Source organism: Sphingomonas sp. HITSZ_GF (genome assembly GCF_029543155.1).
GTDB lineage: Bacteria > Pseudomonadota > Alphaproteobacteria > Sphingomonadales > Sphingomonadaceae > Sphingomonas.
Genome location: NZ_JARQXA010000003.1, coordinates 563779 through 589003, shown reverse-complemented (window position 1 = coordinate 589003; position 25225 = coordinate 563779). Strand labels below are relative to the sequence as shown.

The 25225-nt window shown below is 67.7% G+C and carries 25 protein-coding genes and 1 tRNA gene; 12 read left to right on the top strand and 14 right to left on the bottom strand.

What is annotated here, in order from left to right; all coding sequences use genetic code 11:
• Positions 1 to 23 precede the first annotated feature (23 nt).
• Together P6144_RS11545 and P6144_RS11540 are read right to left on the bottom strand one after the other, a co-directional pair.
• On the bottom strand, positions 24 to 869 hold the full coding sequence (locus tag P6144_RS11545) for an ABC transporter permease (RefSeq protein ID WP_277767905.1): 846 nt from the start codon (positions 867 to 869) through the stop codon (positions 24 to 26).
• Positions 862 to 1785, bottom strand: a complete 924-nt coding sequence (locus P6144_RS11540) for an ABC transporter ATP-binding protein (RefSeq protein ID WP_277767904.1) — start codon at positions 1783 to 1785, stop codon at positions 862 to 864. Before P6144_RS11540 ends, P6144_RS11545 begins: the two co-directional genes overlap by 8 nt.
• Positions 1786 to 1921: 136 nt before the next feature.
• Between P6144_RS11540 and P6144_RS11535 the strand changes: the two genes are divergently transcribed.
• A complete protein-coding gene (locus tag P6144_RS11535) occupies positions 1922 to 2332 on the top strand; it encodes a hypothetical protein (RefSeq protein WP_277767903.1) in 411 nt (136 codons plus the stop codon).
• A 30-nt stretch (positions 2333 to 2362) separates the two neighbouring features.
• Here P6144_RS11535 and P6144_RS11530 read toward each other — a convergent pair whose 3' ends face one another.
• The gene (locus P6144_RS11530) at positions 2363 to 3748 is read right to left on the bottom strand and encodes a M20/M25/M40 family metallo-hydrolase (protein ID WP_277767902.1); all 1386 of its coding nucleotides are present in this window, start codon (positions 3746 to 3748) and stop codon (positions 2363 to 2365) included.
• Positions 3749 to 3863: 115 nt separating this feature from the next.
• Here P6144_RS11530 and P6144_RS11525 point away from each other — a divergent pair.
• The 4 genes from P6144_RS11525 to P6144_RS11510 all read left to right on the top strand — a co-directional run bounded on the left by P6144_RS11525 (position 3864) and on the right by P6144_RS11510 (position 7037).
• Positions 3864 to 3937: transfer RNA gene (locus P6144_RS11525), tRNA-Gly, on the top strand.
• 37 nt (positions 3938 to 3974) lie between these two features.
• Positions 3975 to 5426 (top strand): DUF5597 domain-containing protein, encoded by a 1452-nt coding sequence (locus tag P6144_RS11520; protein WP_277767901.1) that lies wholly within the window; start codon positions 3975 to 3977, stop codon positions 5424 to 5426.
• Positions 5427 to 5457: 31 nt separating this feature from the next.
• Complete coding sequence (locus P6144_RS11515) at positions 5458 to 6294, top strand: diacylglycerol kinase family protein (RefSeq protein WP_277767900.1); 837 nt, start codon at positions 5458 to 5460, stop codon at positions 6292 to 6294.
• Entirely contained in the window at positions 6291 to 7037 is a 747-nt protein-coding gene (locus P6144_RS11510) for a metallophosphoesterase (RefSeq protein ID WP_277767899.1), read from the top strand. The genes P6144_RS11515 and P6144_RS11510 overlap by 4 nt, the downstream gene beginning before the upstream one ends.
• Positions 7038 to 7085: 48 nt before the next feature.
• Here P6144_RS11510 and P6144_RS11505 read toward each other — a convergent pair whose 3' ends face one another.
• From P6144_RS11505 to P6144_RS11495, 3 genes are all read right to left on the bottom strand, one after another.
• Positions 7086 to 7466: a VOC family protein gene (locus P6144_RS11505; protein ID WP_277767898.1), complete on the bottom strand. Its 381-nt coding sequence runs from the start codon at positions 7464 to 7466 to the stop codon at positions 7086 to 7088.
• Positions 7467 to 7548: 82 nt separating this feature from the next.
• Positions 7549 to 8928 carry a DUF1501 domain-containing protein gene (locus tag P6144_RS11500; RefSeq protein WP_277767897.1) on the bottom strand — a complete coding sequence of 460 codons (1380 nt, stop codon included), beginning with the start codon at positions 8926 to 8928 and terminating at the stop codon, positions 7549 to 7551.
• Between the two features lie 12 nt (positions 8929 to 8940).
• The gene (locus P6144_RS11495; protein ID WP_277767896.1) at positions 8941 to 10614 is read right to left on the bottom strand and encodes a DUF1800 family protein; all 1674 of its coding nucleotides are present in this window, start codon (positions 10612 to 10614) and stop codon (positions 8941 to 8943) included.
• 265 nt (positions 10615 to 10879) lie between these two features.
• On the opposite strand from P6144_RS11495, the gene P6144_RS11490 reads away from it, so the two are divergent.
• Genes P6144_RS11490 through P6144_RS11470 form a run of 5 tightly spaced genes read left to right on the top strand, consistent with a single transcriptional unit; the run spans position 10880 to position 14612 of the window.
• Entirely contained in the window at positions 10880 to 11440 is a 561-nt protein-coding gene (locus P6144_RS11490) for a MarR family transcriptional regulator (protein ID WP_277767895.1), read from the top strand.
• A gap of 16 nt (positions 11441 to 11456) precedes the next feature.
• Positions 11457 to 12134 carry a DUF4166 domain-containing protein gene (locus P6144_RS11485; RefSeq protein ID WP_277767894.1) on the top strand — a complete coding sequence of 226 codons (678 nt, stop codon included), beginning with the start codon at positions 11457 to 11459 and terminating at the stop codon, positions 12132 to 12134.
• Entirely contained in the window at positions 12131 to 12556 is a 426-nt protein-coding gene (locus P6144_RS11480) for a hypothetical protein (protein ID WP_277767893.1), read from the top strand. Before P6144_RS11485 ends, P6144_RS11480 begins: the two co-directional genes overlap by 4 nt.
• Positions 12553 to 14157 (top strand): SDR family oxidoreductase, encoded by a 1605-nt coding sequence (locus tag P6144_RS11475; RefSeq protein WP_277767892.1) that lies wholly within the window; start codon positions 12553 to 12555, stop codon positions 14155 to 14157. Before P6144_RS11480 ends, P6144_RS11475 begins: the two co-directional genes overlap by 4 nt.
• Entirely contained in the window at positions 14154 to 14612 is a 459-nt protein-coding gene (locus P6144_RS11470) for a hypothetical protein (protein ID WP_277767891.1), read from the top strand. The genes P6144_RS11475 and P6144_RS11470 overlap by 4 nt, the downstream gene beginning before the upstream one ends.
• 16 nt (positions 14613 to 14628) lie before the next feature.
• On the opposite strand, the gene rpsI is transcribed toward P6144_RS11470, so the two are convergent.
• The 5 genes from rpsI to P6144_RS11445 form a co-directional block, all read right to left on the bottom strand.
• Positions 14629 to 15186, bottom strand: a complete 558-nt coding sequence (gene rpsI / locus P6144_RS11465) for a 30S ribosomal protein S9 (RefSeq protein ID WP_277767890.1) — start codon at positions 15184 to 15186, stop codon at positions 14629 to 14631.
• Positions 15186 to 15665 carry a 50S ribosomal protein L13 gene (gene rplM, locus P6144_RS11460; protein WP_086131156.1) on the bottom strand — a complete coding sequence of 160 codons (480 nt, stop codon included), beginning with the start codon at positions 15663 to 15665 and terminating at the stop codon, positions 15186 to 15188. Before rplM ends, rpsI begins: the two co-directional genes overlap by 1 nt.
• 135 nt (positions 15666 to 15800) lie before the next feature.
• A complete protein-coding gene (locus P6144_RS11455) occupies positions 15801 to 16559 on the bottom strand; it encodes a hypothetical protein (protein WP_277767889.1) in 759 nt (252 codons plus the stop codon).
• Positions 16559 to 16873 carry a divalent-cation tolerance protein CutA gene (gene cutA, locus P6144_RS11450; protein ID WP_277767888.1) on the bottom strand — a complete coding sequence of 105 codons (315 nt, stop codon included), beginning with the start codon at positions 16871 to 16873 and terminating at the stop codon, positions 16559 to 16561. The genes P6144_RS11455 and cutA overlap by 1 nt, the downstream gene beginning before the upstream one ends.
• Positions 16870 to 17901, bottom strand: a complete 1032-nt coding sequence (locus P6144_RS11445) for a COX15/CtaA family protein (RefSeq protein ID WP_277767887.1) — start codon at positions 17899 to 17901, stop codon at positions 16870 to 16872. Before P6144_RS11445 ends, cutA begins: the two co-directional genes overlap by 4 nt.
• Before the next feature lie 216 nt (positions 17902 to 18117).
• Here P6144_RS11445 and P6144_RS11440 point away from each other — a divergent pair, with 216 nt between their 5' ends.
• Together P6144_RS11440 and P6144_RS11435 are read left to right on the top strand one after the other, a co-directional pair.
• Positions 18118 to 19839 (top strand): arylsulfatase, encoded by a 1722-nt coding sequence (locus P6144_RS11440; RefSeq protein WP_277767886.1) that lies wholly within the window; start codon positions 18118 to 18120, stop codon positions 19837 to 19839.
• Positions 19840 to 19928: 89 nt separating this feature from the next.
• The gene (locus P6144_RS11435) at positions 19929 to 20477 is read left to right on the top strand and encodes a hypothetical protein (RefSeq protein ID WP_277767885.1); all 549 of its coding nucleotides are present in this window, start codon (positions 19929 to 19931) and stop codon (positions 20475 to 20477) included.
• Between the two features lie 4 nt (positions 20478 to 20481).
• On the opposite strand, the gene dxs is transcribed toward P6144_RS11435, so the two are convergent.
• The 3 genes from dxs to P6144_RS11420 all read right to left on the bottom strand — a co-directional run bounded on the left by dxs (position 20482) and on the right by P6144_RS11420 (position 25204).
• Complete coding sequence (gene dxs, locus P6144_RS11430; protein ID WP_277767884.1) at positions 20482 to 22407, bottom strand: 1-deoxy-D-xylulose-5-phosphate synthase; 1926 nt, start codon at positions 22405 to 22407, stop codon at positions 20482 to 20484.
• 70 nt (positions 22408 to 22477) lie between these two features.
• Entirely contained in the window at positions 22478 to 24682 is a 2205-nt protein-coding gene (locus tag P6144_RS11425) for a prolyl oligopeptidase family serine peptidase (RefSeq protein ID WP_277767883.1), read from the bottom strand.
• Positions 24683 to 24745: 63 nt separating this feature from the next.
• Entirely contained in the window at positions 24746 to 25204 is a 459-nt protein-coding gene (locus P6144_RS11420) for a transcriptional repressor (protein WP_277767963.1), read from the bottom strand.
• Between the last annotated feature and the right edge of the window lie 21 nt (positions 25205 to 25225).

Here is a 25225-nt window from a genome sequence, read left to right as displayed (position 1 = left end):
AGGTCACCGGTGACACGCCCGCGTCAATTGAGATCCTGGCGCAGGAAGCGGATCTGGGTGGCCAGGGCCGCCGCCAGGATCCACGCCGCGAGCACCGCAAGGGAGGCTCCGAAGGAGAAGCTCACGATCGCATCGGGCGCGAGCGGCAGCGGCATGCCGCCCTTCGCCCAGGCGTTGACATTGCTCATGTGATAGAAGGGCAGCAGCTTCACCAGCCCCTCGGTCAGCGCCGGGGCATATTGGTGGAAGAACATGCCGAGCAGCGGCCAGAGCCCCTCGATCACCACCAGGGCGATCGACAGGATCACCGTGGCGAGGATCGACTGGGTGAGGATCGCGAACAGCCCGGCAAAGGCGATGGTGTAGGCGATCGGCACCAGCGCGTGGATCGCCGACTGCCAGTGCGCGTGGAGGACGGCGCCGAGCGTCACGCCGGCGGGAATCTTGTCGCCCTCGAACGAGCCGAGCCAGCTGCCGAGCAGCACGACCAGGTCGGCGGTGACCAGGGCGAGCATCAGGAAACCGAGCGCGACCACCCATTTGGCGGCGATCAACTGCCAGCGCGCACGCGCCGGGATGATCAGCTTCCAGGTGTTCCAGCCATATTCGCCGGCGAACACCACCGCGGCGAAGCCGGCGATCAGGAAGCGTCCCGGCGGCGAGGTCGGCACCGCCCAGAGGATCACGCTGTCCTTGATCCAGTCGGCAGCGGGCTGCTCGGGACCGGGCACGCCATGCGCCTTGAGCGCGCCGTAGATCAGCACGCCGATGATGATCATCGTGAAGACGATCGGATAGACCCAGACCATCAGCCAGGTCGCCCGATGGCGGCGGAGCTTCAGCGCCTCGGCGCGGACGGCATCAAGCATCGGAGTCCCTCGTCATGGTCAGGAAGATTTCCTCGAGGCTCTGGTCGTCGGGGCCGACGCGGAACACGTCTGCCTTGGCTTCGACCAGCGCGCGGACGATTTCGGGCGCGGCTGTGCGCGGCGCCTGCACCTTGAGCGCGTCGGCGGTGCGCTCGAACGGCCAGCGGCCTTCCAGCGCGGCGGCGGCGGCATCGAGCGGTTCGGCCTCGACGCGCAGCGCTTCGCCCTGATCGAGCAGCTCGCGCACGCTCGCCTCGCGCAGCAGCTTGCCCTTGTGGACCACCGCCACCCGGTCGCAGATCTGCTCGACCTCGTGGAGGAGATGGCTGGAGAGGAACACCGCCTTGCCGTCCGCAGCCAGCCCGCGCAGCAAGGTGCGCATGTCCTGGATGCCGGCGGCGTCGAGGCCGTTGGCCGGCTCGTCGAGGATCACCAGATCGGGATCGTCGAGCAGCGCGGCGGCGACGCCGAGCCGCTGCTTCATGCCGGTGGAATAGCCCTTCACCTTGCGCTTCGCGTCGCGCGCGAGGTCGACGCGCTCGAGCACCGCTTCGATGCGGGCGCCGTCATGGCCCTGGGTGCGGGCGAGCACGCGCAGATTGTCGCGGCCGGAGAGGAAGGGATAGAAGGTGCCGCCGTCGACCAGCGAGCCGACGCGGCGCAGCGCATGCCGGTCCGAGACCGGCTTGCCGAACAGCAGCGCCTCGCCGTCGGTGGGGCGGATCAGGCCCAGCGCCATGCGGATCGTGGTGCTCTTGCCCGCGCCATTGGGGCCGAGAAAGCCATAGACTTCGCCGCCGCGCACGGTGAGCGAGACGTCGTCGACCGCGCGCTTGGCGCCGCTGCCGCGGCCATAGGTCTTGCCGAGCGCACGCAATTCGAGCGCGGGCAGGCCGCTGAGTTCGCTTGTGGGCACTATGATCCCCCTTCGCCACCCGATTGGTGCCGTGGCGGAAGGTTGTGCATCAATGCTTGTGTATTGGCAAGATAATACACGCGGCGCGCGATTCCTTGGTTTCTCCTCCGCGCCTGCACATGCCGGCCATGGCCGCATGCTATCCGTCGGGAAGGCATTGGAGGCGAAGCAGATGACTGGAAGCTGGGGCTATCGTGCAGGCGTCGCGGTTGCGGTGCTGACGTCGTTTCTTACCGTGTGGACCACGATCGTGCGCGACGATGGTAGTGGCGCGGGGTTCTTCCTGGTGATCATGGCAGCGGGCGTCGGTGCGTTCGCGGCCTGGTTTCGGCCGGCGGGGATGGCGCGGACGATGATCGGCGTGGCCTTCATGCAGGCAATGCACGGCATAGCGATCGCGACCGCGCCGGTGACCGCGCAAGTGCCCGACGGGCCGTTTCGTGCGCTGGCGTTCGGCGGCGTGTTCGCGGCGCTGTGGCTGGCGTCGGCGGCGTTCTTCTGGACAGCGGCACGGGGAAAGCCCGAGGCGTATCGCGCCGTCGCCTGAGATCCCGGCGTTCGCCGGGATGACGGGCTTCTATTTGGTCAGGCCCTTGAGCAGGAATTTGTAGTACACGATCGACGGCGCGATCTCGCTGAGCGGGGTGCGCTCGTTGAGGCCATGGGCGAAGCTGTCCGAACCCTTCATGAAGATCGGGCTGACGCCGTAGCTCGGCACGCCCCTGGCGCGGAACCACATCGAATCGCTGGCGCCGGCGGACATGGCGGGGACGATCGGAACGCCCGGGAAGCGGGCATGGATGCCATCCGACACGAGCTTCATCAGGTCCGGGCGGAGCGGCGAGGCGGGGCTGGCGACGGTGCCGCTGTCGAGCGTCTTCAGCTTCAATTCGGGATCGCCGACCACCCTGGTGAGCGTCGCGGCGACCGCCTCGACCGAGGTGCCGGGGAAGATGCGGCAATTGATGTTGGCGGTGGCGCGCTGGGGCAGCGCATTGGTGGCGTGGCCGGCGGTGACCATGGTGGCCACGCAGGTGGTGCCGGTCTGGCCGATCAGTCCCGGCTCGGCGCGCAGCGTCGCGAGCGCCCTGGCATCCTGCGGGTTGGCGAGAAAGGCGCGCATCGCCGCGGCCATCTGCGGATCGGCGGTCTTTGAACCCTGGATAAAGCCGGCGCGGGTGATGTCGTTGATCTCGCCGGGGAAGGAATAGGCCTCGATCTTCGCCAGGGCATGGGCGAGCGAATAGATCGCGTTGCTCTTGCCCGGCGCGCTCGAATGGCCGCCCGGATTGGTGAAGGTCAGCTCGTAATCGGCATAGGTCTTCTCGGCGCCCTGCAGCCCGAAGATCTCGGGCTGGCCGTTCTCGTCGAGCCCGCCGCCGCCGCCGTCGATGTTCAGCAGCAGCTCGGCATCGTGATACTGCTCGGCCATCCGCATGGTGGTCTTCATGCTGGTCTCCTCGTCGCCCGAGGCGAGGAGGACGATGTCGCGGGACGGCTTGTAGCCTTCGCGCTTGAGCTGGATCAGTGTGGCGACCATCGTCGAAAGGTCGTATTTCATGTCGGTCGCGCCGCGGCCGAAGATATAGCCCTTCTCGACGATCGGCGTGAACGGATCGCGGGTCCAGTCCTCGGGCTTGGCCTCGACCACGTCCATATGCCCCGAGATGTAGATCGGCTTGGCCGCCTTGTCGGTGCCCGGATAGCGGGCGACGAGATAGGCGGTGTCCTCCATCTTCTCGATGCGGATGTCGGCGGGATCGAAGCCGCCGGCGACCAGCTGCGCCTTGATATACTCGGCATAGGCCGGCGTCTGGTTGCCCGGGCCGGCGACGGTGCGGAAGGCGATGCCGCGCTTGAGCAGCTCGAGTGCCTGGGCTTCCGCCTGGGGGTTCTGCTGGGCCTTGGCGGCAGTTCCGGTGAACGCCATCGCGACCAGGGCCGCGCCTGCAAGAACCCGCATTACTCGTATCTCCTGTAACCTTCGTCCAACGCTAGCGGGCGGCGAGGGCAGGTCAACGGGCAAACCTGCAGTTGACCGGGGGGCGGGGGCTGTGGCAAGCGCCCGCTATACCCGAGCGGGTATGGTGAAATGGTATCACAGGAGCTTCCCAAGCTTCTAGCGCGGGTTCGATTCCCGCTACCCGCTCCAACTTCCCAAGCGCTTAAATCAGACTATTGTGGCGGCCATGCTCCGCTGGCTCTCCGCGCTCGCCCTGTTCCTCGCCACCCCGGCCCTGGCCCAGGCCCCGCATCTGGAGGGCGGGCGGCTGATCGTCGATGGCAAGCCGTTCCTGATCCGCGGCGGCGAGCTGGGCAATTCCTCGGCCACCGATCGCGCCTGGCTCAAGCCGCATTGGCAGCGGTTGAAGGCGCTGCACCTCAACACCGTGCTGGCGCCGGTGACCTGGGAAGCGATCGAGCCCGAGGAGGGCAGGTTCGATTTCTCCAGCCTCGACTGGCTGATCGAGGACGCCCGGGCCAGTGACATGCGGCTGGTGCTGCTGTGGTTCGGCAGCTGGAAGAACAGCATGTCGACCTATGTGCCCGCCTGGGTGAAGCGTGACGGCAAGCGCTTCCTGCGCTCGACCGGCAAGGACGGGCAGCCGCAGGACATCCTCTCGGTATTCGGCAAGGCGACGCTGGATGCGGACGCGCGGGCGTTCGCGGCGGTGATGAAGCATCTCAAGGCGATCGACGGCGAGCGGCACACGGTGCTGATGGTGCAGGTGGAGAACGAGATCGGCTTCCTGCCGACCGCGCGCGAGCAGGGGCCGCTGGCGGATGCTGCCTTCGCCAAATGGAAGGGCAGCGAGGAAGGCTTCACCGCGCATCATTATGCCCGCTGGGCGAACACGGTCGCCGAGGCGGGGAAGCGCGAGTACCGGCTGCCGATGTACGTCAACGGCGCGCAGGGGCGGCCGGGCAAGCTGCCGGGCGACTATCCGAGCGGCGGGCCGCTGGCGCATCTGATGCGCGAGTGGAAGGGCGCGGGCCCGGCGATCGACATGCTCTCGCCCGACATCTACTTCCCGAACTTCGCCGGGATCGCCGACGGTTATGTCGTGCCCGGCAATGTGCTGTTCGTGCCCGAGGCGAACCAGGCGGGCGATCCGCGCGCACCGGCCAATGCGATGCGCGTGATCGGCAAGCACAAGGCGATCGGGTTCAGCCCCTTCGCGATCGAGAACATCGCTGACAAGGACCGGCTGGGCGGCTTCTACGCGATGCTCGAGCAGCTGACGCCGGCGCTGTTCGCGGCCAAGGCGCAGGATGGCTTTTCGCCGGTGGTGAGCTTCGAGGGCGTGGTCGACAGCAGCCCGCAGGCGGCGCGCATGGGCGGCTACCGGATCACCGCAAACTTCGTCGATCCCTGGACGGCGAAGGACAAGCAGGAGCCGGGCGAGCATGGCGCGATCCTGCTCTGGCTAGGCGGCGAGGATTATCTGGTCGCGGGCAGCGGCGTGACGCTGACCTTCGAGCCGCGTGTCGGCCTGGACCTGGTCGAGGAGGGCCGGTTCGAGGGTGGCAAGTGGATGGCTGGGCGCAGGCTCAACGGCGACGAGACGCATCAGGGCCGCCATGTCCGCCTGCCGCCGGGGCAGTTCGGCATCCAGAAAATTCGGCTCTACCGCTATTGAGCCAAATCGATTCCCGAGCGTTACGACCGGGATGGAAAGACTCTGGTTCATTACAAACCCCGGCTCGGGATCCACCACCAAGGCCAAGTGCGACGCGCTCGAAGCCATATTCGAGGAGCGCGGGCTGACGCTGGTCGGCCGCACCGAATTCCCGGCGGAGGAATTGCCCAAGGGCGCGGCGCTCACGCGCAAGAAGGTGGACACGGTGGTGCTGTTCGCCGGCGACGGGACGATCAACACGACGCTGTGTGCGCTGGCGAACTGGAAGGGCAGCTTCCTGATCCTGCCGGGCGGGACGATGAACTTGCTCGCCAAGTCGCTGCACCCGACGCTCGACCCGAAGAAGATCATCGAGGCCGCGCATGACGAGGCCACGCGGGTGGCGCTGCCCTATATCGAGGCGGGCGAGAACAAGGCGTTCGTCGGGCTGATCCTGGGGCCGGCGACGGCCTGGTTCCGGGCGCGCGAGGCGGCGCGCAAGGGCGCGATCAAGAAGCTGTTCCAGGCCGCGCACGTCGCCTGGAACCGTACCTTCGGCGGCAGCGGCATCCGGATCGCGGGCGTGCCGGCGCTGAAGGACCGCTACCAGGCGGTGTTCGTGCGCCCGGAGGAAGGCGAGCTGCACGTCGCGGCGGTGGACGCCCGCGACTGGGGCGCGATCGTCCAGCTCGGCTGGGAATGGATGACCGGCGACTGGGTCGCCGCGCGCGCGGTGAGCGACAGCCTGACGAGCGAACTCAGCCCGCGCGGCAAGAAGCCGGTGCTCGCGCTGTTCGACGGCGAGCCGGTGTCGCTGCCGCCCGGCACGCCGATCAAGGCGGGGATGAGCCGCAAGGCGTTCATCGCGACGCGGGAGGAACTGGGATGACACGGCTCTTCCACGTCAGCGACGTCCATTTCGGGCGCGAGGACCGCGCCGCGATCGACTGGTTCGGTGCGCGGGTGAAGGAAGAGCAGCCCGATGCCGTGATCATGACCGGCGACCTGACGATGCGGGCGCGCCACGGCGAGTTCGAGGCGGCGGCGAAATGGCTGCAGAGCCTGGGCCGGCCGGTCACGGTGGAGGTAGGCAATCACGACCTGCCCTATTTCAATCCCTGGGCGCGGTTCGTGACGCCCTACAAGCGCTACCGCGCTCTCGAGCACATGATCGAACGGCCGCTCGACGTGAAAGGCGTGGCGGTGGTGCCGCTCAAGACGACGGCGCGCTTCCAGTGGCGGCTCAACTGGTCGAAGGGCTATGTGAGCAATCGGGCGCTGCAGGAATCGCTGGCGCTGGTCGAGGCGGTGCCCAAGGGCGGCCTGGTGTTCGTCGCCTGCCACCATCCGCTGGTCGAAGGCGGCACGCGGATGACCAGCGAGACGCATCGCGGGCCCGAGGCGCTGGGCGCGCTGGCGGCGGCGGGCGCGCATGCGGTGCTGACCGGCCATGTCCATGATCCGTTCGACGTCGAGCGCGAGCTGGACGGGCACAAGGTGCGGCTGATCGGGGCCGGCACGCTTTCCGAGCGCGTGCGGGCGCAGCCGCCCTCGTTCAACGAGATCACCGTGGAGGGGGCAAGCTTCTCTACCCGGGCGCGGTTCCTGGGGGAGGCGAGTGTTCTCCTTTGACCGTCGTCCCGGCGAAAGCCGGGATGACGATTTGAGGCCGGGATGACGTTATCTTTTCGAGATGTCCTGGCCGAACACCACCAGATTGCCGTCGGGCGCCACCACCATCAGCTCGCGCTGGCCGTACATCTGGTCGATCGGGCCGTAGAGGTCGCCGTCGTTGAGCAGGCCTGCCTTGGGCTTGAGCTCCTCGGCCACCGCGTCGACATCCTCGACGTCGATATAATAGCAGAAGCGGCGATTCCCCGGCGGCGCGCCGTCGTCGCCGATATTCTCGAGCAGGCGGAACGCTGCTGCCTCGCGCTGGACATAGGCATAGTTGGACGTGCGGAAATAGAGCGCGAAGCCCAGCACCTCGGTGAAGAACCAGACAGCCTTCTCGATGTCCGGCACGTGCATGAACGGCGTAATGCGGTAGAGATTGGCCATCGTTCGCCTCCCCGAAAGGCGGGCCCCATTACCCGGGGCGAACGATAGCGCAATCCGGATACGCAGTTAAGCGCGGAGGAACCTAAGTCCGGAACAGCCCCAGCGGCCCGAGCCCGGCGCCGCTCCAGGTCGACCAGTTGGGGAAGACATAGGGCATGTCGGCATCGCTGACGCCGTGCCAGCGCGCGATCGCCCCGAGATACTGCTCCTGCGACACTGCGGGGAGGAAGCGGCCCTCGCTGCTCACATCGGTGGCGCCGCCCAGCACCGGATCGGGATAGGCGCCGAAGATTCCGCCGGGCGTGACGTTGCCGCCGACCACAAGATGGTTGCCGCCCCAGGCGTGATCGGTGCCGTTCTGGGCATTGCCGCGATAGGTGCGGCCGAAGTCGCTCATCGTGAAGGCAGTGACGTTCTCGCCCATGCCGATCGACTGCATCGCGCGGTGGAAGCCGGCCAGCGCCATGGCGAGGTCGCCGAGCAGATTGGCATGGGTGCCGGTATCGTTGGTGCCGCCGTTCACCTGGCCCGAGTGATTGTCATAGCCGCCCTGGCTGACGAAGAAGGTCTGGCGGCCATGGCCGAGCGATCCGCGCGCATCGATCATGCGGGCGACGCGCATCAGCTGGCGGGCGACGTCGCTGGTGAGCGCGGCGCCGGTGGTCGGGTTGACGAAATAACCGTCCAGCGCGCTCGCCGCCGAGATGATGCCATTGGCGGTGGTCGCCTGGCTGTAACTGGCATTGATGTCGCGCGCGCTCGCTTCGGAAAGCTCGCCCAGCCCCGTCGCCGACGAGAAGGCAGTGAGCGCGTTGTTCTTGGCGACATTGGCGGCGCCGGTGCCGGTCGAATAGCCCGAGCGGCTGAGCGTGCCCGTGGAGGGCAGGACAAGCGCCGAACTGGTCTTGCCGATCACCGCCAGGTTCGAGCCTGCGATCGAGATCATCGACGGGATTGCGCTGACGCCCATCTTGTCGGTGAGGCGGCCCATGAAGCCGTCGGTCGCGAAATCGCGCGCGCGCAGGCCCTGCCAGTGCGCCTGCTCGTCCGAGTGGCTGAGCAGGTTCATCGGGCGCAGATCGGCGCGCGACTGATAGGTCGACTTGGTCAGCGGCGCATAGAGCGTGCCGGCGTTGAGCACGAGCGCCAGGCTGCCTTCGTCCCAGAGCGGACGGAGCGCCGCCATCGAGGGATGCAGCGCATAGGCGGCGCCGGTGAGCGACGCGAGCTTGCTGGCCGCGATGCCCACGGTGCCGCGCGACGCCAGATACTGGGCGTGCCGGGCGTCGGTGGGGATCACCATGTTCCAGCTGTCATTGCCGCCGAACAGGAACACGCCGACCATCGCGCGGTAGCTGCCGTTCGGGGCGGCCATCGCGGTGGTGCGGCCGAGCTGGCCGATGGCGGCCATGGCGCCGGCGCCGGCGGTGACCTTCATGAAGTCGCGTCGGGAGAAAGTCATGGGTCCGGATCCTCAGCGATCGACCAGGAACATCGGGCTCGATGCCGCGACATAGAGCATCATCTGGGCGCGGCGGCGCGCCTGGATGTTGACGTCGGTATTGGTGATGGGCGTGGCGGCGGCCTTGAGCGCATCCTTCTGCGCCTGGCTCAGCGTGTTGGCGAACAGCACCAGATCGATGCGGGACACCATCGCGTCGAGATCGCTGCCATAGGCTTCCCAGCTCGCCCACAGGGGCTGGGTGAGCGACGACATGGGCAGGCCCGAATCGAGCGCATATTCGCTACGCGTCGCATCGCCCGAGACCGTCCAGTCATAGACGAAATTGTGCCAGCGCAGCACGTTCGAGGTGTTGAGCAGCTTCGAGGCCGGGCTCTTCAGCGTGGTCGAGCCGGGCAGCGGGAAATCGTCCGGATAGAAGTTGAACACCGAAGGCGCGCGGAAGACGGGCTGGCCCAGGCTGGTGTCGCGCGTGGTGAACACATAGCCGTCGGTGGTGAAGCCGATCGCGCGGGCGAGCGCGGTCATCAGCAGCACCGGCTCCTTGAGCTTGCCGGACGTGGTGGTCGGGGCCGAGCGTGCCTCGCTATCGAGCAGGATCGCGCGGACCACCGCCTTCATGTCGCCGCGTTTGCCGCTGCCATTGTCGGCGAACACCGCGGCGATGCGGCCGACATAGGCCGGGCTCGGGTTGGCGGTGACGAGATGGACGATCATGTGCCGCGCGACGAACGGCGCGGTCGACGGATTATTGAAGGCGGCATCGACCACCGCGGCGACGCTCGCATCCTGGGCGGCACCGGCGGCGACGCTGGTGCCGAGGAAGCTCTTCTGCGTGGTATCGTAGCGGGTCGCGACCGTGATCATCGGCTTCGAATAGTCGCGAGCGTTGCCATCGGTGATCGCGGCGCCGCCGACGCGGGCATAGGTCCAGCCGGTGAGCGCCTTGGCGACGCCCTTGATGTCGTCGGTCGTGTAGTTGGGGATGGCGGCGCCGGCACTGTCGCGCTTCAGGCTGCCGTCCATGTTGAGCGCGTCCGGCCCCATCGAGAAGAGCTGGAGCAGCTCGCGGGCATAATTCTCCGACGGGCCCGACTTGTTGCTGTCGGCCATGTCGAGATAGTCGCCCATATAGCCGAGCATCGTCACCTGGCTGAGGATGTCGCGGTAGTTGCCGAAGGCGTTGGTGAGAAAGATCTGGTTGAACGCGGCGATGCCGGCGGTGGAGTTCACCTCGGCTTCCGACGCCACGACCATCTGGCCGAGCGCGAATGCGACGCGCTGGCGCAGCTGGTCCGAGCCGGCGATGGCGTTGGCATAGAAGCGCATCGCCACCGGCGTGCGGCTGAAATGGGCGCGGTTGCAGATCGTGTCGGTGCTCACGCAGAAATCGCGGCGAACCTCGACCGCGAGATCGGCATAGGTGCTGGTGGAGGCGGCGAGCTGCTCATCGACCCAGCCGGTGGCACCGAGCGTCTTGATCCGGCTGACCATATCGGGCGTGGCGCCGAAGCTCGCCTGCTTGGCGAGGCGCACGGCATCGCCATCGGTGAACACCACCGGCGTGGGCGTGGGGCTGGGCGCGGCGACGATGCCGCCGCCGCTGCTCGACGGCGAACCGCCGCCACCGCCGCCATCACAGCCGGCAAGCGCAAGCAGACCAAGCGCCGCGCTGAGCACGGCCATCCTACGTTGTTGGAACACCCCGATATCCCCCGAGACCGCGGAACCGCCGCAACCTGCATATCCTTGAATAGATTATAGCGGAAATTCCGACAACCTGTGGAAATACCTAAGGAAATCTTCACGGCGATTGCGCTGCGCGCACTCGTCGCAGCTTTGGCCGGTGGTTGCGCGATCGCAACGGCGGCCGCGTCGGCAGGGCGGGGGAAATCGGCGGCGGATCGTGGCAGGGATTGACTCCGGCGCAACTGTGTCTCATATTTCTGTTATGACAGAAATTACCGACAATGCTGTTCAGTTGCCGATCGCGGTGCAGCGGTTCGTGCTGCACTGGGGCGAGATGGGCGGGCAATGGGGGGTGAACCGCTCGGTCGCCCAGATCCATGCGCTGCTCTACCTCTCCGACCGGCCGCTCAACGCCGAGGAGATCAGCGACACGCTGCGCATCGCGCGGAGCAACACGTCGAACAGCCTGAAGGAGCTGCTCGGCTGGAAGCTGATCCGGCGCGTGCCGGTGATGGGCGACCGGCGCGACCATTACGAGGCCGAGGTCGACCTGATGCAGATGCTCACGCGCATCGCCCAGGGGCGCAAGGAGCGCGAGATCGATCCGGCGGTGGCAGCGCTGAAGGTCTGCACCGAAGAGGCGAAGCGCGACGCGCGCATCTCCGAGACGGCGCGCGCGCGGATCACCGCGATGCAGGACTTCGTCGTGACGATCGACGACTGGTACCAGCAGATGATGAGCGTGCCCCCCGGGCGGCTGATGATGCTGATCCGGCTCGGCAAGCGGATCCTGACCTTCCTGCCGAAGAGCAAGGCGGAATAGCGGAAAGGAACGGACGATGCGGGCGGTGGCACAGGGTTCGCTGGCGCGATTTGCCGATTGGCACCGTGTCGCGGCGCCGTGCCGCGACGATGGCGACAGCCCGTTCGCCCGGTTGCTCGGCGAGCGCTGGCTGTTCCTGCCGCCCGCCACGCGCCGCCGCTTCCTGCGCAAGATCGCGGCGGGGGCCTGCGTCTCGTATCTCGGCGAAGTCGCCGAATGCCGGATGAGCCGGGCGGGGTGGCTGCTCGCCCAGGCCGCGCGGCTGATCGGCGCGCCGCTGCCGCTGGCTCGCGACGAAGGCGCCGCTGCCTGTGTGAGCGTAACGGCCGATGCCGGGGGGCGGGGACAATATTGGACGCGCCAATATAGCCGCGCACAGGGTTTTCCACAGGTTATCCACAGCGTGAAGCGCTTCGCCGGCCCAACGGGGATCGAGGAATATCTCGGGCTTGGGCTGGGTATCGCGCTGCGTCTCGAGGAAGCGGGCGGAGCGCTGCTGTTCGTCAGCGATCATTATTTCCTCAAGCTGGGCGGCCTCCGCATGAAGCTGCCCGGCTGGGCGATGCCGGGCGCACTGACGGTGGGCCACCATGATATCGGCGGCGGGCGCTTCCTGTTCAGCCTCGATCTGGTCCATCCGCTGCTGGGCGAACTGGTCCACCAGCTCTGCGTATTCGCGGACCCTGCGGAATGAGCGACGTTGTCCCCCGCTGGCTGCGGCCGGCCATCGCGCTTTGCGGCGGCGCAGTTGCCAGTGCGATTGCGATATCCGCCGTTGTCGCGCTGATGCTGATCTGGATGCCTCCGTTGGCGCTGGCACTCGGCGTGCTTGCCTTCATCTACGCGATACCGGTGACGCTCATTCACGCACTTTTGGCAGGCTTGCCCGCCTATTTGATCCTGTCCCGAGTGATATCGTTGTCCAGAGTGGGCGCCGCCGTTGCCGGCTTTGCTATCGGACTGTTGCCAATCGGGCTCGGCATTTATGACGCTGGGCCGGGCCTGTTCCCTTACATGCTTGTGCGGTTCGCGCTTGGCGGCACTGCCGGTGCGGTGGGAGGGCTTGCCTTCTTCTGCGTCATGCAAAAGCTTGCTTCTCCGGCGGAGGGCGAATGAGCCGCATCCTAGTCATCGGCGGCTATGGCGGGTTCGGCGCGCGGTTGAGCCGGCGGCTGATCGGTGCCGGGCACATCGTGCTCGTCGCAGGGCGGCGCTTCGACAAGGCCGCTGCCTTCTGCGTCGCGCATCCCGGCGCCGAGCCGGTGGTCGCGGACCGGACCAATGGCGTCGGCATGGTGCTGGCGCGCGAGCGGCCGGACCTGGTGATCGACGCAGCCGGGCCGTTCCAGGGCAGTGGCACCACCGTGCCCGAGGCGTGCATCGCGATGCGCATTCCCTATCTCGACCTGGCCGATGCGCGCGATTTCGTCACCGGCATCGGTGCGCTGAACAAGGGAGCGAAGATCGCGGTGCCGATCGTCAGCGGCGCCTCGAGCCTGCCGGCGCTGTCGGGGGCGGTGGTGCGCAAGTTGGCCGAAGGGATGGACCGCGTCGAGCGGGTCGAGATCGCGCTCAGCGCCTCGAACCGCGCGGTGGCCGGGCCGGCGGTGGTGGCGGCGATCCTCTCCTATGTCGGCAAGCCGGTGCGGTTGTGGCGCGGGCGGCGCTGGGCGCAGGCGGCGGGCTGGCAGGAATTGCGGCGCGAGCGGTTCGCGATCGGCGGGGTGGCGCCGCTCCGCCGCTGGGTAGCGCTCGCCGAGGTGCCGGACCTGAGCCTGATCCCCGAGGCGCTTCCCGGGCGACCGGCCATGACCTTCCGCGCGGGCACCGAGATGGGCTTCCAGATGCTCGCGCTCTGGCTGCTCAGCTGGCCGGTGCGCTGGGGCTGGATCGGCTCGCTGCGCGGCGCCACGGGCTGGCTGCATCGGCTCCATCAGATGACCGGCCGGATCACCAGCGATCGCTCGGCGATGGCGGTGACGGTGACCGGATCGGGCGTGGAGCGGCGCTGGACGCTGATCGCCGAGCGGGGCGACGGCCCCGAGATCCCGACGCTGGCGGCGCAGCTGCTGGCCGAGGAAGTGCTGGCCGGGCGGGTGGCGCCGGGCGCGCAGGATGCCGGCGGATTGCTGACGCTCGACCAGTTCGAGCCGCTGTTCGCCGGGCTGGCGATTCGCCACGGGATAGTCGAGCGGCCGGTCGCGCCGCTCTATGCCCGGGCGATGGGGAATCGCTTCGAAGCGCTGCCCGGGCGGGTGCGGGCGATGCACGACATGACCGGCGATGCCGGTGCCGACGGCGAGGGGCAGGTGCGGCGGGGCAGGGGGCTGGCCTGGTTGATCGGGCGGATGATGGGCTTCCCGCCGGCCGGCAGCTATCCACTCCATGTTTCCTTCGCCGCGGCGGCGGGCAAGGAGCGCTGGACGCGTGATTTTGGCGGACATGTTTTTTCCAGCGAACTCAGCCTGACGGGGCAGGGCGTTGCCGAGCGCTTCGGGCCGCTGCGCTTTGCCTTCGACCTGCCCTCAGACGGCAAGGGGCTGGCGATGGCGCTGCGCGGCTGGACGGCGTTCGGCGTGCCGATGCCGCGCTTCCTCGGCCCGCGGATCACTGCGCGCGAATGGCAGGAGGATGGGCGCTTCCGCTTCGAAGTGGGTGTGTCGCTGCCGCTGGTCGGCGCGGTGGTGCATTATGCCGGCTGGCTGGCGCGGGCGTGACCCAGGCCCTCCCTTCCGAGAATGTCGCCGGGGCAGGCTGTCTCGCCGTTGTCGCGGCGACGGTGGCGGGCGGGCTGATCTTTTCCTTCGTTATCGGGCGCGATCTGCTGTCCGGTCTCTCCGCAATCCCGTTCGTGCTCACGATGGCACTGCCCGTTGGGATGCCTATCGCCCTGTTCCACGTCTTCCTGATCGGCATCCCTGCCTATTGGCTGATCGGGCGGCATAGCCGCCTGCGCTGGTGGAGCGCTGCGCTGGCCGGGCTGCTTGTCGGCGGGGTGCCTATCCCGGTGCTGATGCTGTTCGGCGGGGTTTCGAACGGGGAACTCGGGGAGGACGCGCTATTCCTGGCGGCGTGCGGCATGGTGGGCGGCCTGACCTTCTGGGCGGTACTGCGGCGCGGGGCGCGCCTAAACGAAAAGGGCGGCCCGTTGCCGGACCGCCCCTTCGAGTAGCGTTTCCGCCCGAAGCTTAGCGCTTCGAGAACTGGAAGCTGCGACGCGCCTTGGCGCGGCCATACTTCTTACGCTCGACCGTGCGGCTGTCGCGGGTCAGGAAGCCCGCGCGCTTCACCGGGGTACGCAGCGCCGGCTCGTACTTGGTGAGCGCCTGGCTGATGCCGTGCTTCACCGCGCCGGCCTGGCCCGAAAGGCCACCGCCCTTGACGGTGCAGACGACGTCATACTGGCCCTCGCGCTCGGTGATGCCGAACACCTGGTTGATGACGAGACGCAGCGTCGGACGCGCGAAATAGACTTCCTGGTCACGACCGTTGATCGTGATCTTGCCGGTGCCCGGCTTCAGCCAGACGCGGGCGACGGCGTCCTTGCGGCGGCCGGTCGCATAGGCGCGGCCGAACTTGTCGAGCTCCTGTGCACGCAGCGGGGCGGTGCTGGTCGGCTCGTCGAGCTGGCCGGCGAGATACGCCTCGGCGCGGGTGTCGGACGAAGCCTGGGCCTCAGCGGCAACGGCCTGCTCGCCGGCGGCGATCGAGCCCAGGTCGGAAAGGGACTGGCGGTTGTCGGACATTATGCGCCCACCTTGTTCTTGCGGCTCATGCCGGCGATGTCGAGGACCTCGGGGTTCTGCGCTTCGTGCGGATGCTCAGCGCCGTTGTAGATGCGCAGGTTGCGCATCTGCTGGCGGCCGAGCGGGCCGCGCGGGATCATGCGCTCAACGGCCTTTTCGAGGACGCGCTCCGGGAAGCGGCCTTCGAGGACCTTGCCGGCGGTGATGCCCTTGATGCCGCCCGCATAGCCGGTGTGCTTGTAGTACACCTTCTGGGCCAGCTTCTTGCCGGTGAAACGGATCTTGTCCGCGTTGATCACGATGACATTGTCACCGCAGTCGACGTGCGGGGTGAAGCTCGTCTTGTGCTTGCCGCGCAGGACGTTGGCGATCACGACGGCAGCGCGGCCGACGATCAGGCCGTCGGCATCGACGATGTGCCACTTCTTCTCCACCTCGGCCGGCTTGGCCGACTTGGTGGTCTTCATCAGCGCCTTCATTGGGCGAGACCTTTCCAGTATGAAACGGAAGCGCGCCACCCTCTCGGGCAGCGCGGTTGCAGGCCCTCTGACGATTCGCTCGTGAAAAGTCAAGAAATGCGTGGGTTTGCTGACGGGTATCTGGATACCATATGTCTAGTGGGGCAGCGGTTCCAGAATGACAAGGGTGGTGCTCAGCTTCTCCAGTCCGCCGGCGCGGATGCGCACCGTCTTGCTGCTGCGCGCGATCAGGCCGGTACGCGGATCGAGTTCGCTGACCTGCTCGAGTGTAACGGTATCGGAGGAGGCACTGGTGCTGCTGCGGAGCAGGCCGCCCGCGATCGGGACGACGATGCGCATGCCGTCGAGCGGCGCGGCGCTGCCATAGGCCGAGCTTGCGGGGAGGTGGACCGGCGCGCTGCCCGGCGCGAGCGGTTCCTCGACGATCACCGCGGAAACGAGCGAGGCGAGCATCGCGCGCTGCTTCTCCGCGGGGAGCGCGCGCAGCGGCGCGGCGATGCGGGCGGCCAGCTTCGCGCGATCGGCGGGTGCGAGGACGCGGCGCCCGGCGGCGACTTCGGCGACACGCGTGCAATAGCGTTCCCACAGCGCCGGCATGTCGTCGATCGCGGCGAGCGCGCCGGCGGCGTCGAGGTGGAAAAGGATCGGCGTGCCGATCAGTGCGGCATAGCCCGCCTCGTAGAGTGCGCCGCTGCCGTCCGGCGTCTCGCCGGTAGCGGTGCGCAGGATCACCTCGGCGCGATAGCCGGTGCCTTCGCGGGCGAAGCGCAGTTCGCGCTCGAGACGGAAGGCGCGAGTGCCGTCGCGGCGCTCGCTGACCACGCGGAGCGGCATGTCGAGCGGCGGGGCGAAACTGACCGCGCTTGCCTGGAGGACAATCGCGGCGAGCAGCATCAGCGCGTCTCGCCCTCGATCCAGGCCCCAACTTCGGGGCTCGCCGTTGCGGCCCAGTTCTCGATCACCGGCAGCTCATAGGGATGCAGCGCGGCGATCCGCTCGCGCAGCCGGGTGACGAGCATCGGACGCGTCTTGAACAGTACCGGCACTTCCTCGGCGCGCTCGAGGCTGCCGTGCCAGAGGTAGAGCGAGGTGCAGGGCGCCAGGATGTTGGCGCAGGCGGCAAGACGCTCGGCGAGGATGGTCTCGGCCACGCGCTCGGCATCCGCGCGGGTGGCGAAGGTGACGTAGAAGAGCGCGAGCTCGCTCAAGCGCCGGCCCGGCTACCGGCGACATGTGCGCCCCATACCGTGGCCATTACCACCAGCGCGCCGGTGAGCTGGTGGAGCGCGGCCAGCCAGATCGGCACGCCGGCCATCACCGTGGCGATGCCGAGCAGGATCTGGCTGCCGAACGCCGCATGGATCGCGATGGAGGCGCGGCGATTGGTGCCGCGTACCTTGCGGGCCAGCACGATCAGCCCGGCCACTGCCACCCAGGCCCACCAGCGATGGATGAAGTGGACAACGGCAGGATCGGAGAGGAGGACATGGCCGAGCGTCTGTCCGGTCTGGCTGACGCCCGGGAAGAAATGGTCGTTCATCAGCGGCCATTGATCGGTCACCAACCCGGCATCGAGCCCGGCGACGAGCGCGCCGTAGAAGAGCTGGACGAACAGGACCACCAGCACGCCGATGCCCAGCGCGGTGAGGTGGGCGGGGCGCGCCCGCGAATTGCGGTTGAGCGCCAGCAGGTCGAGCGCGGTCCAAACGATGCCGCCCAGCGTGAACAACGCGGTGAGCAGGTGTGCGGCGAGCCAGAAATGGTCGACCGAGGTGCGCACCGTGTTGAGGCCTGACTTGACCATCCACCAGCCGAGCGCGCCCTGCAGCCCGCCCAGCGCGAGCAGCGCGATCAGCCGCCAGCCATAACCCTTCGGAATTGCCCGGCGGACCCAGAACCACAGCAGCGGCAATGCGAAGGCAAGGCCGATCACGCGCCCGAGCAGCCGGTGCAGATACTCCCAGAAGAAGATGTTCTTGAACTCGGCCAGCGACATGCCGCGGTTTAGCTGCTGATATTGGCCGATCTGCTGATAGTGGGCGAACTCGGCCTGCCAGGCGGCATCGCTGAGCGGCGGGATCGCGCCCGAAAGCGGCTTCCATTCGGTGATCGAAAGGCCGGACTCGGTCAGCCGGGTGATGCCGCCGATCACCACCATCAGCACGATCAGCGCAGCCACGGCGAACAGCCAGTTGGCAAGCGCGCGGGGGCGGGCGGAGGCGGGAAGCGAAGTCATCTGCAGCACGGCGCCGAGGTTTAGAGCCGATGCACGGCCAAGGCGAGTCCCGCCCCGCGCCGATTTGACCGGCGGCAAATCGACGCGGTCGACGCCTGCGACAGTTTGCGACAACTATGGTATTGATATGATAATTAACGCAGTTGTACGCTTGCGTTGCGCGCTGCACCGATAAGGATCGGGCCGGCGTTTCGGGACAATGAGAGGGGCCCTGCCATGAAGCCTGCGCATATCCGTCATCTGCTCAGCCGCGCCTGTGGCGCTGCGCTTGCCGTCGCCGCCGTGGCGCTGCCGCTCCAGACCGGCGCGCAGACCGCTGCCCGCAGCCCGGCCAAGCTGCAGCCGACCCGGCCCAATGTGGTGGTGATCCTGCTCGACGATGTCGGCTTCTCCGATGTCGGCGCGTTCGGCAGCGAGATTCCGACTCCGAACATCGATGCACTGGCCAAGGGCGGGCTGAGCTTCACCCAATTCTACAACAGCGCCCGGTGCAGCCCGTCGCGCGCCTCGCTGCTCACCGGCACCTATCCGCACCAGGCCGGGCTCGGCCATCTTGAGGGCACCGATTTCCCCGGCGCGCAGGGGCTGCAGAGCCGGCTGCTCGATCGCGTGGTAACGATGGCCGAAGTCGCCAAGTCGGCCGGCTATTACACCGCGATGGCGGGCAAATGGCATGTCGGCATGGGGCATGGCGTGGCGCCTTGGCAGCGGGGATTCGATCACTCGACCGTGACGCCCTATGGCGAGCTCTATTTCCCCAACCAGCCGCAGCCGATGACGCAGAACGTCTATCTCGACGGCGAGAAGGTGCCGACCAACTCCCCGCGGGTGGGAACGGGCAACTGGTACTCGTCGGACATGTTCGTCGACTGGCAGACCAAGTTCTTCAAGCAGGCCGAGAGCGAGCACAAGCCGTTCTTCCTCTACATGCCCTTCACTGCCGCGCACTTCCCGATCATGGCCCCGCCCGAGGACGTCGCGAAGTTCAAGGGCAAGTACATGCGCGGCTGGGACGTGATCCGGCGCGCGCGGTTCGAGAAGCAGAAGAAGCTGGGCATCATCCCCGCCAATGCCGAGCTGCCGCCGGCGCTGGCCAATACCTATGACTGGAACAAGCTCAGCGCCGCGGACAAGGACCGGTTCGACACGATGATGGCGGTCTATGCGGCGGCGATCAGCCGGGTCGACCGCGCGATCGGCACGCTGGTGGCGCGGCTCAAGGCGTCGGGCGAGCTCGACAACACGCTGATCCTGTTCATGTGCGACAATGGCGGCAATGGCGAGAGCGGCCCCGATGGCCGGCTGAACGGCAAGGGCACGCCGGGCAGCGCGCAATCGGTGGTGTGGACTGGCATGAACTGGGCGACGCTGCAGAACACGCCCTTCCAGTATTTCAAGCACTTCACCGAGGAAGGTGGCATCGCCACCCCGCTGATCGCCTATTGGCCCCAGGGAATCGCGGCGAAGCAGCGCGGCACCAAGGTGACGACGCCCGGCCATCTGATCGACGTGATGCCGACGCTGGTAGAGGTGAGCGGCGCCACCTATCCCAAGAGCTTCAACGGCCATGAGATCGTGCCGATGCAGGGCCGCTCGATGGTGCCGGCCTTCACCGGCAAGCCGCTCACGCGTGCCACGCCGATCTTCTGGGAGCATGAGGGCAACCGTGCCGTGCGCGACGGCAAGTGGAAGCTGGTCGCGCGGTTCGAGCAGCCCTGGCAGCTGTTCGACATGGATGCGGATCGCGCCGAGATGCATGATCTTGCCGCGGCCCAGCCGGACCGCGTCAACGCGATGGCGGCGCAATATGATGCCTGGGCCGCGCGCAGCTTCGTCGATCCCTGGCGCGAGGAATATGACCGCAATTCCAAGGGCCGCACCCGCCAGAACTGGGGCGGGTTCGAGCCGCTCAAGCTGCCCGAGGCGGTGCGCGACTAGGCCCGCGCGCCGCGCGACAAGGTTCCCGCTGCGTGCGGATTCTGCTAAGGGGCCGGGCAGGTTCAACCGATCTGCCTGGCTCCGCTGCCATGACGCGATTTGCTGTCCGTCGCCTGTTGCCGATGCTTGTCGTTCCGGTGCTCGCCGGAGCGCAGGACGCGCCTCCGGCACGGGCTGCCAATCCCTTCGCGCGGTTCTTCGGCGAGTGGACGCTGAAGGACGACCGGTTCCAGCAGGTCTGGGACGGCAAAACCGTCGAAACGATTACCATCCCGCGGCACCACACGAAATGCGCGCCGGTGAACACCGATCGCAGCGTGCTATGCGTTGTCGATACGCCCGATCTCGCGGGACATATCCTATGGGTCTTTGATGATGCGCGCGACCATGTGCGCCATCTTTCGCATTTCGGGACTGCCCGCAGCGGCGTGGGCGTGGGCAGTCTCGATGCGGCTTCGAACCTGCGATTGGAGGTGCGCTTTTCCGACGAGCCAGCGGGAAGCTATCGGATCTATGAATATCGCTGGGTCTCGAATGACGAATATTCGATGCTGTCGCGTCAATATGACAGTGCCGGCAAGCCAACCGGAAACTGGTATGGCGGATCCTTTGTTCGCCTGCGCGCTGTGCAGCGCTGAGCCTTCAGGCCCGCGCGCCGCCCGGTACCACGCCTTCGTTCCAGCGCAGCGCCTTGAGCACCGTGTCGACGATGCTCTCGGCGTTGAGGCCGGCCTCGGCATATTGCAGCTCGGGCTTGTCCTGGTCCTGGAACAGGTCGGGCAGGCGCAGCGTGCGCAGCTTGAGGCCGGCATCGATCAGGCCCTGGTCGCTCGCCATGGTCAGCACGTGCGCGCCCAGGCCGCCGATCGCGCCTTCCTCGATGGTCACCGCCACTTCATGGGTGGTGAGCAGGCGGCGGATCAGCGCCTCGTCGAGCGGCTTGGCGAAGCGCAGGTCGGCAACGGTGGTGGAGAGCCCCTTGGCCTCGAGCGTGTCGGCGGCGCGCAGTGCCTCGGCCAGGCGGGTGCCGAGCGACAGGATCGCCACCGTCTTGCCCTCGCGGACGATGCGGCCCTTGCCGATCTCGAGCCGCTGCGGAACTTGCGGAAGCGCGACGCCCGTGCCGCTGCCGCGCGGATAGCGCACTGCGATCGGGCCGCTGTCGTGCAGCGCCGCGGTGTGGGTCATGTGGACCAGCTCGGCCTCGTCGGCGGCGGCCATCACCACGAAATTGGGGAGCGTCGCCAGATAGGTGATGTCGAAGCTGCCGGCATGGGTCGCGCCGTCGGCGCCGACCAGCCCGGCGCGGTCGATCGCGAAGCGGACCGGCAGGTTCTGGATCGCCACGTCGTGGACGACCTGGTCATAGGCGCGCTGGAGGAAGGTCGAATAGATCGCGCAGAAGGGGCGCATGCCCTGCGCGGCAAGCCCGGCGGCGAAGGTCACCGCATGCTGCTCGGCGATGCCCACGTCGAAGGCACGCTCGGGAAAGGCCTTGGCGAAGCGGTCGACGCCGGTGCCCGAGGGCATGGCGGCAGTGATCGCGACGATCTTCGCGTCGCGCTTCGCTTCCTCGATCAGCGCGTCGCCGAACACGTTCTGATAGGCCGGCGGCCCCGGAGGCGCCTTGGCCTGCGCGCCGGTGATCACATCGAACTTCTGGACGCCGTGATATTTGTCCGCCGCCGCCTCGGCCGGGGCATAGCCCTTGCCCTTCTTGGTGACGACATGGACGAGGATCGGGCCTTCGGCGCTGTCGCGGACATTCTCCAGCACCGGGATCAGATGCTCGAGATTATGGCCGTCGATCGGGCCGACATAATAGAAGCCCAGTTCCTCGAACAGCGTGCCGCCGGTGACGAGCCCGCGGGCGAACTCCTCGGTCTTGCCCGCCGCGGTGGTCAGGCGGCGCGAGAACTTGCGGATCGCGCGCTTCGCCAGGCTGCGCAGGCCCATATATTCGGAGGAGGACACCATCCGCGCCAGATAGGCGGAGAGGCCGCCCACCGGCGGCGCGATCGACATGTCGTTGTCGTTGAGGATGACGATCAGCCGGTTGCCGGCCGCCTCGGCATTGTTCATCGCCTCATACGCCATGCCGGCGGACATCGAGCCGTCGCCGATCACCGCGATGGCGCGGCCGGGCGCGTCGGAGAGCTTGTTGGCGATCGCGAAGCCCAGCGCCGCGCTGATCGAGGTCGACGAGTGCGCTGCGCCGAACGGATCGTACTCGCTCTCGCTGCGCTTGGTGAAGCCCGAGAGCCCGCCGCCCTGGCGCAGCGTGCGGATGCGGTTCCGGCGGCCGGTGAGGATCTTGTGCGGATAGCATTGGTGGCCGACGTCCCAGACCAGCTTGTCGCGCGGGGTATCGAACACATAGTGGATCGCAGTGGTCAGCTCGACCACGCCCAGGCCCGAGCCGAGGTGCCCACCGGTGCTGCCCACGGCGGAAATCGTCTCGGCGCGCAGCTCGTCGGCGAGCTGGCGAAGCTGCTTGGGATCGAGCTTGCGGAGGTCGTCGGGAGTGTCGACGGTATCGAGCAGGGGCGTCGTAGGAAGGTCGGCCATCCGACTGCCCTTACTCCTCCGATCTCGCGAAGTCGAACCTTAGCGTTGTGGATTTTCGGTGCAGCCGCGATCAGGGGCGGCTTTGCCGGAGGCGGACATAGGCGTCGAACCAGGCATTCGTCTCCGCGAAGATGCTGCGGATATTGGCCGGCGACTGGGTGAGGCTGTGGCTCTCGCCGCCATAGCGCAGAAGCTTCGCGGTCTTGCCCTGGGCATAGAGCGCATAGAAGAATCGCTCGGCCTGCGAGGGCGCGCCCCGCATGTCGAGATCGCCGTGCACGAGCAGCAATGGCGTGGTGACGCGGTCGACATGGCTGAGCGGCGAGACTGCGGCATAGCCCGCCGGATCCTGCCAGGGCGGTGCGGTGCGGCCGGTGGTGTCGAGCTCGGCCCAATTGTCGCTCTTCTCATGCGCGATGCCGGGATAGCCGGCCGCGCCCGGATCCATCTCGCCGTAGAGGCTGGCAATGTCGCTGAGCCCCGCCATCGCCACCCCAGCCTTGAAGCGGTCGCTCTGGGTGAGCAGGGCGAGGACGCTGTAGCCACCGAAGCTCTGGCCGAAGACGCCGACGCGATCCGGATCGGCGATGCCGAGCGCGGCCAGCCTGTCGATCGCCGGCATCACGCCGTCCCCTATGCGGGTGTAGCTGTTGGCATCCTCGCGGCGGTTGCCCAGCGGCATCGACGGCACCAGCACGACATAGCCGCGCGCAGCATAGAGATGGAGGTTGTAGATGCCCGGCATGAAGACGTCGGTCATGAAGTCGTGGTCGAGGTCGCGGACCATATAGCCGCCATAGACCCAGACCAGCACCGGATAGCGCTGCCCGGCGCGGTAGCCGGGCGGGAGGATTGCCGCGGCCTTGAGCGGTTCGCCGCGCGTGCTGGCATAGTCGATCAGCCGGGTCTCGCCCCAATCGACCGCGGCGAGATGCGTGTCGAGGACAAGGAGGTCGCGAGTCGTATTGGTGGAAGCGCGGGATAGGTGGAGGACCAACCCGGCGCGGCTGGTCTCGCTCCACAGCACCGTGTCGAGATCGGGCCGGTCGTCGAGCAACGTACCGTGCGGCGGCATCGCGATGTTGCGCTCGACGGGGGCGGGCGCCGGGCCTTCGGGCGCGTACGCGCCGCCATTGGGAGAAGCGATGAAGCGGAGGGCCTTTTCCTCGAAGGGAGAGCTGCGCGCGGTGTAGGCGATGCCGCCATCCTCGGTCCAATCGAGCATCTGGACCGGGTGGCGTGCCCTGGGCGAGGCCATCACCCAGCGGACGGCGCTGTTGGGCGCCAGGTCGAGAAAGCCCAGGCGGCGCTCGACCGTCCAATTGTCGTCGGTGTTGTTGGGCAGCGTCTTTCCCGCCTCCGGCTGGAGCGCGCCGAGCGTGGCCATCACCGCCAGGCGCTTGCCGTCTGGCGACACGGAGAGGGTGAGCGCGCTGCGGAAGGGATAGGTGGGGACGGTGCCGATCGTCTGGGCGCGGCGGGTGGTGACGTCGACGATGCGCAGGATCGCATGGCTGGCGTCGTCGCGCGGCAGGCGGGCGGCACCGCTGCCCATCGCCATCACGGTCGGCTCGGTGCCGGCGCGCAGCCGGGCGGCGGTGCGCGCCGCTTCGGCATAGGGGCGGCCATATTGATCGAGCACGCCCGACACCTGGCCCGGGGGCAGCGTGGCGACGAGCAGGCGGTGCGCGTCGAGCCAGAGGAAGGGCGCATTGTCCTCTTCCAGCTGGCAGGCATGCGCCCTGGCGCGCTTGATTGCCCCGCCGCGCAGGTCGAGCTTGTCGAGCGCGCCGCCATAGCGGGTCTGGCTCATCACCGGTGTATCGCCCATCCGCGTCATCGCGCCGGTGGCCCGGTCCCAAACATGGAGGCGGACATTGTCGCCGCCGTGCGGTTCGCCCCTGGCGGGCTGGGTGGAGAGCAGCGCGAGGTGGCGGTTGTCGGGCGACCAACTGGCGCACCAATAGCCGGCGGCCTGCGCCGCGCCATTGGTGATCGCCCGGCGGGCACCGGTGCGGGTATCGATCAGCCAGAGATCGCTGCGCGTGGGATCGGTCTCATAGGGTAGCCGGCCATAGACTTCGCCCGCCCGCGCCGGGCGCTGGACGATCGCCGCGATCCAGTTGCCGTCGGGCGACAGCACTGCCTGATCGATGCGCTGGACATCCAGCACGTCGTCCAGGGTGAGCGGGTGGCGCGGCTGCGCGGTGGCGGGCGGGAACGCGAAGGCGAGAAATCCGGCGAGCGCCGCAAGCCACCGTCGTCCAGCACGCATCCAACCCTCCCTTGTCAGCGGCAAGGGTGGTCAGTGAACTTCTTGGCGAAAGTCAGGCCGCGCTCAGTCGCAATCGGCGCACTTGCCGCGCACTTCGATCACCGGCCGCTCGGGCGAGAAGCCGGTGCCCTTGGCCGCGGCGCGCACCGTCTTGGTGATCGAATCGTCGTCGATATGCGTGGTCTGGCCGCAGCTGTCGCACACCAGGAAGATGCAGTCGTGCAGGCAGTCCGGATGCGTGTTTGCCATATAGGCGTTCGCGCTCTCGACGCGGCGTGCCAGGTTCGAGCCGACGAACAGGTCGAGGATGCGATAGACGCTGTTGGCGGCGACTCGGCGGCCCTCGGCCTTGGAGACCGCCTCGGCGATGTCATAGGCGGAAGCCGGCTTGTCGAAGCCTGCCAGCGCCTCGAACACGCGCTCGCGCATCGCCGTCCATTGTTCGCCGGACTTCTCCAGCGTGCTCTGCGCGACCTTGGTCAGGTCGTTGCCGTGATGCTCATGATGATCGTGCGCGTGCATGCGGATCATGTAGGCCCGCGG

Bases quoted from the DNA above. Each gene is read 5' to 3' on its own strand.
- P6144_RS11545 (WP_277767905.1), bottom strand. From the start codon at position 869: ATGCTTGATGCCGTCCGCGCCGAGGCGCTGAAGCTCCGCCGCCATCGG.
- P6144_RS11535 (WP_277767903.1), top strand. From the start codon at position 1,922: ATGCTATCCGTCGGGAAGGCATTGGAGGCGAAGCAGATGACTGGAAGC.
- P6144_RS11530 (WP_277767902.1), bottom strand. From the start codon at position 3,748: ATGCGGGTTCTTGCAGGCGCGGCCCTGGTCGCGATGGCGTTCACCGGA.
- P6144_RS11520 (WP_277767901.1), top strand. From the start codon at position 3,975: ATGCTCCGCTGGCTCTCCGCGCTCGCCCTGTTCCTCGCCACCCCGGCC.
- P6144_RS11515 (WP_277767900.1), top strand. From the start codon at position 5,458: ATGGAAAGACTCTGGTTCATTACAAACCCCGGCTCGGGATCCACCACC.
- P6144_RS11510 (WP_277767899.1), top strand. From the start codon at position 6,291: ATGACACGGCTCTTCCACGTCAGCGACGTCCATTTCGGGCGCGAGGAC.
- P6144_RS11505 (WP_277767898.1), bottom strand. From the start codon at position 7,466: ATGGCCAATCTCTACCGCATTACGCCGTTCATGCACGTGCCGGACATC.
- P6144_RS11500 (WP_277767897.1), bottom strand. From the start codon at position 8,928: ATGACTTTCTCCCGACGCGACTTCATGAAGGTCACCGCCGGCGCCGGC.
- P6144_RS11495 (WP_277767896.1), bottom strand. From the start codon at position 10,614: ATGGCCGTGCTCAGCGCGGCGCTTGGTCTGCTTGCGCTTGCCGGCTGT.
- P6144_RS11490 (WP_277767895.1), top strand. From the start codon at position 10,880: ATGACAGAAATTACCGACAATGCTGTTCAGTTGCCGATCGCGGTGCAG.
- P6144_RS11485 (WP_277767894.1), top strand. From the start codon at position 11,457: ATGCGGGCGGTGGCACAGGGTTCGCTGGCGCGATTTGCCGATTGGCAC.
- P6144_RS11480 (WP_277767893.1), top strand. From the start codon at position 12,131: ATGAGCGACGTTGTCCCCCGCTGGCTGCGGCCGGCCATCGCGCTTTGC.
- P6144_RS11475 (WP_277767892.1), top strand. From the start codon at position 12,553: ATGAGCCGCATCCTAGTCATCGGCGGCTATGGCGGGTTCGGCGCGCGG.
- rpsI (WP_277767890.1), bottom strand. From the start codon at position 15,186: ATGTCCGACAACCGCCAGTCCCTTTCCGACCTGGGCTCGATCGCCGCC.
- rplM (WP_086131156.1), bottom strand. From the start codon at position 15,665: ATGAAGGCGCTGATGAAGACCACCAAGTCGGCCAAGCCGGCCGAGGTG.
- P6144_RS11455 (WP_277767889.1), bottom strand. From the start codon at position 16,559: ATGCTGCTCGCCGCGATTGTCCTCCAGGCAAGCGCGGTCAGTTTCGCC.
- P6144_RS11445 (WP_277767887.1), bottom strand. From the start codon at position 17,901: ATGACTTCGCTTCCCGCCTCCGCCCGCCCCCGCGCGCTTGCCAACTGG.
- P6144_RS11440 (WP_277767886.1), top strand. From the start codon at position 18,118: ATGAAGCCTGCGCATATCCGTCATCTGCTCAGCCGCGCCTGTGGCGCT.
- P6144_RS11435 (WP_277767885.1), top strand. From the start codon at position 19,929: ATGACGCGATTTGCTGTCCGTCGCCTGTTGCCGATGCTTGTCGTTCCG.
- dxs (WP_277767884.1), bottom strand. From the start codon at position 22,407: ATGGCCGACCTTCCTACGACGCCCCTGCTCGATACCGTCGACACTCCC.
- P6144_RS11425 (WP_277767883.1), bottom strand. From the start codon at position 24,682: ATGCGTGCTGGACGACGGTGGCTTGCGGCGCTCGCCGGATTTCTCGCC.
- P6144_RS11420 (WP_277767963.1), bottom strand. From the start codon at position 25,204: ATGCACGCGCACGATCATCATGAGCATCACGGCAACGACCTGACCAAG.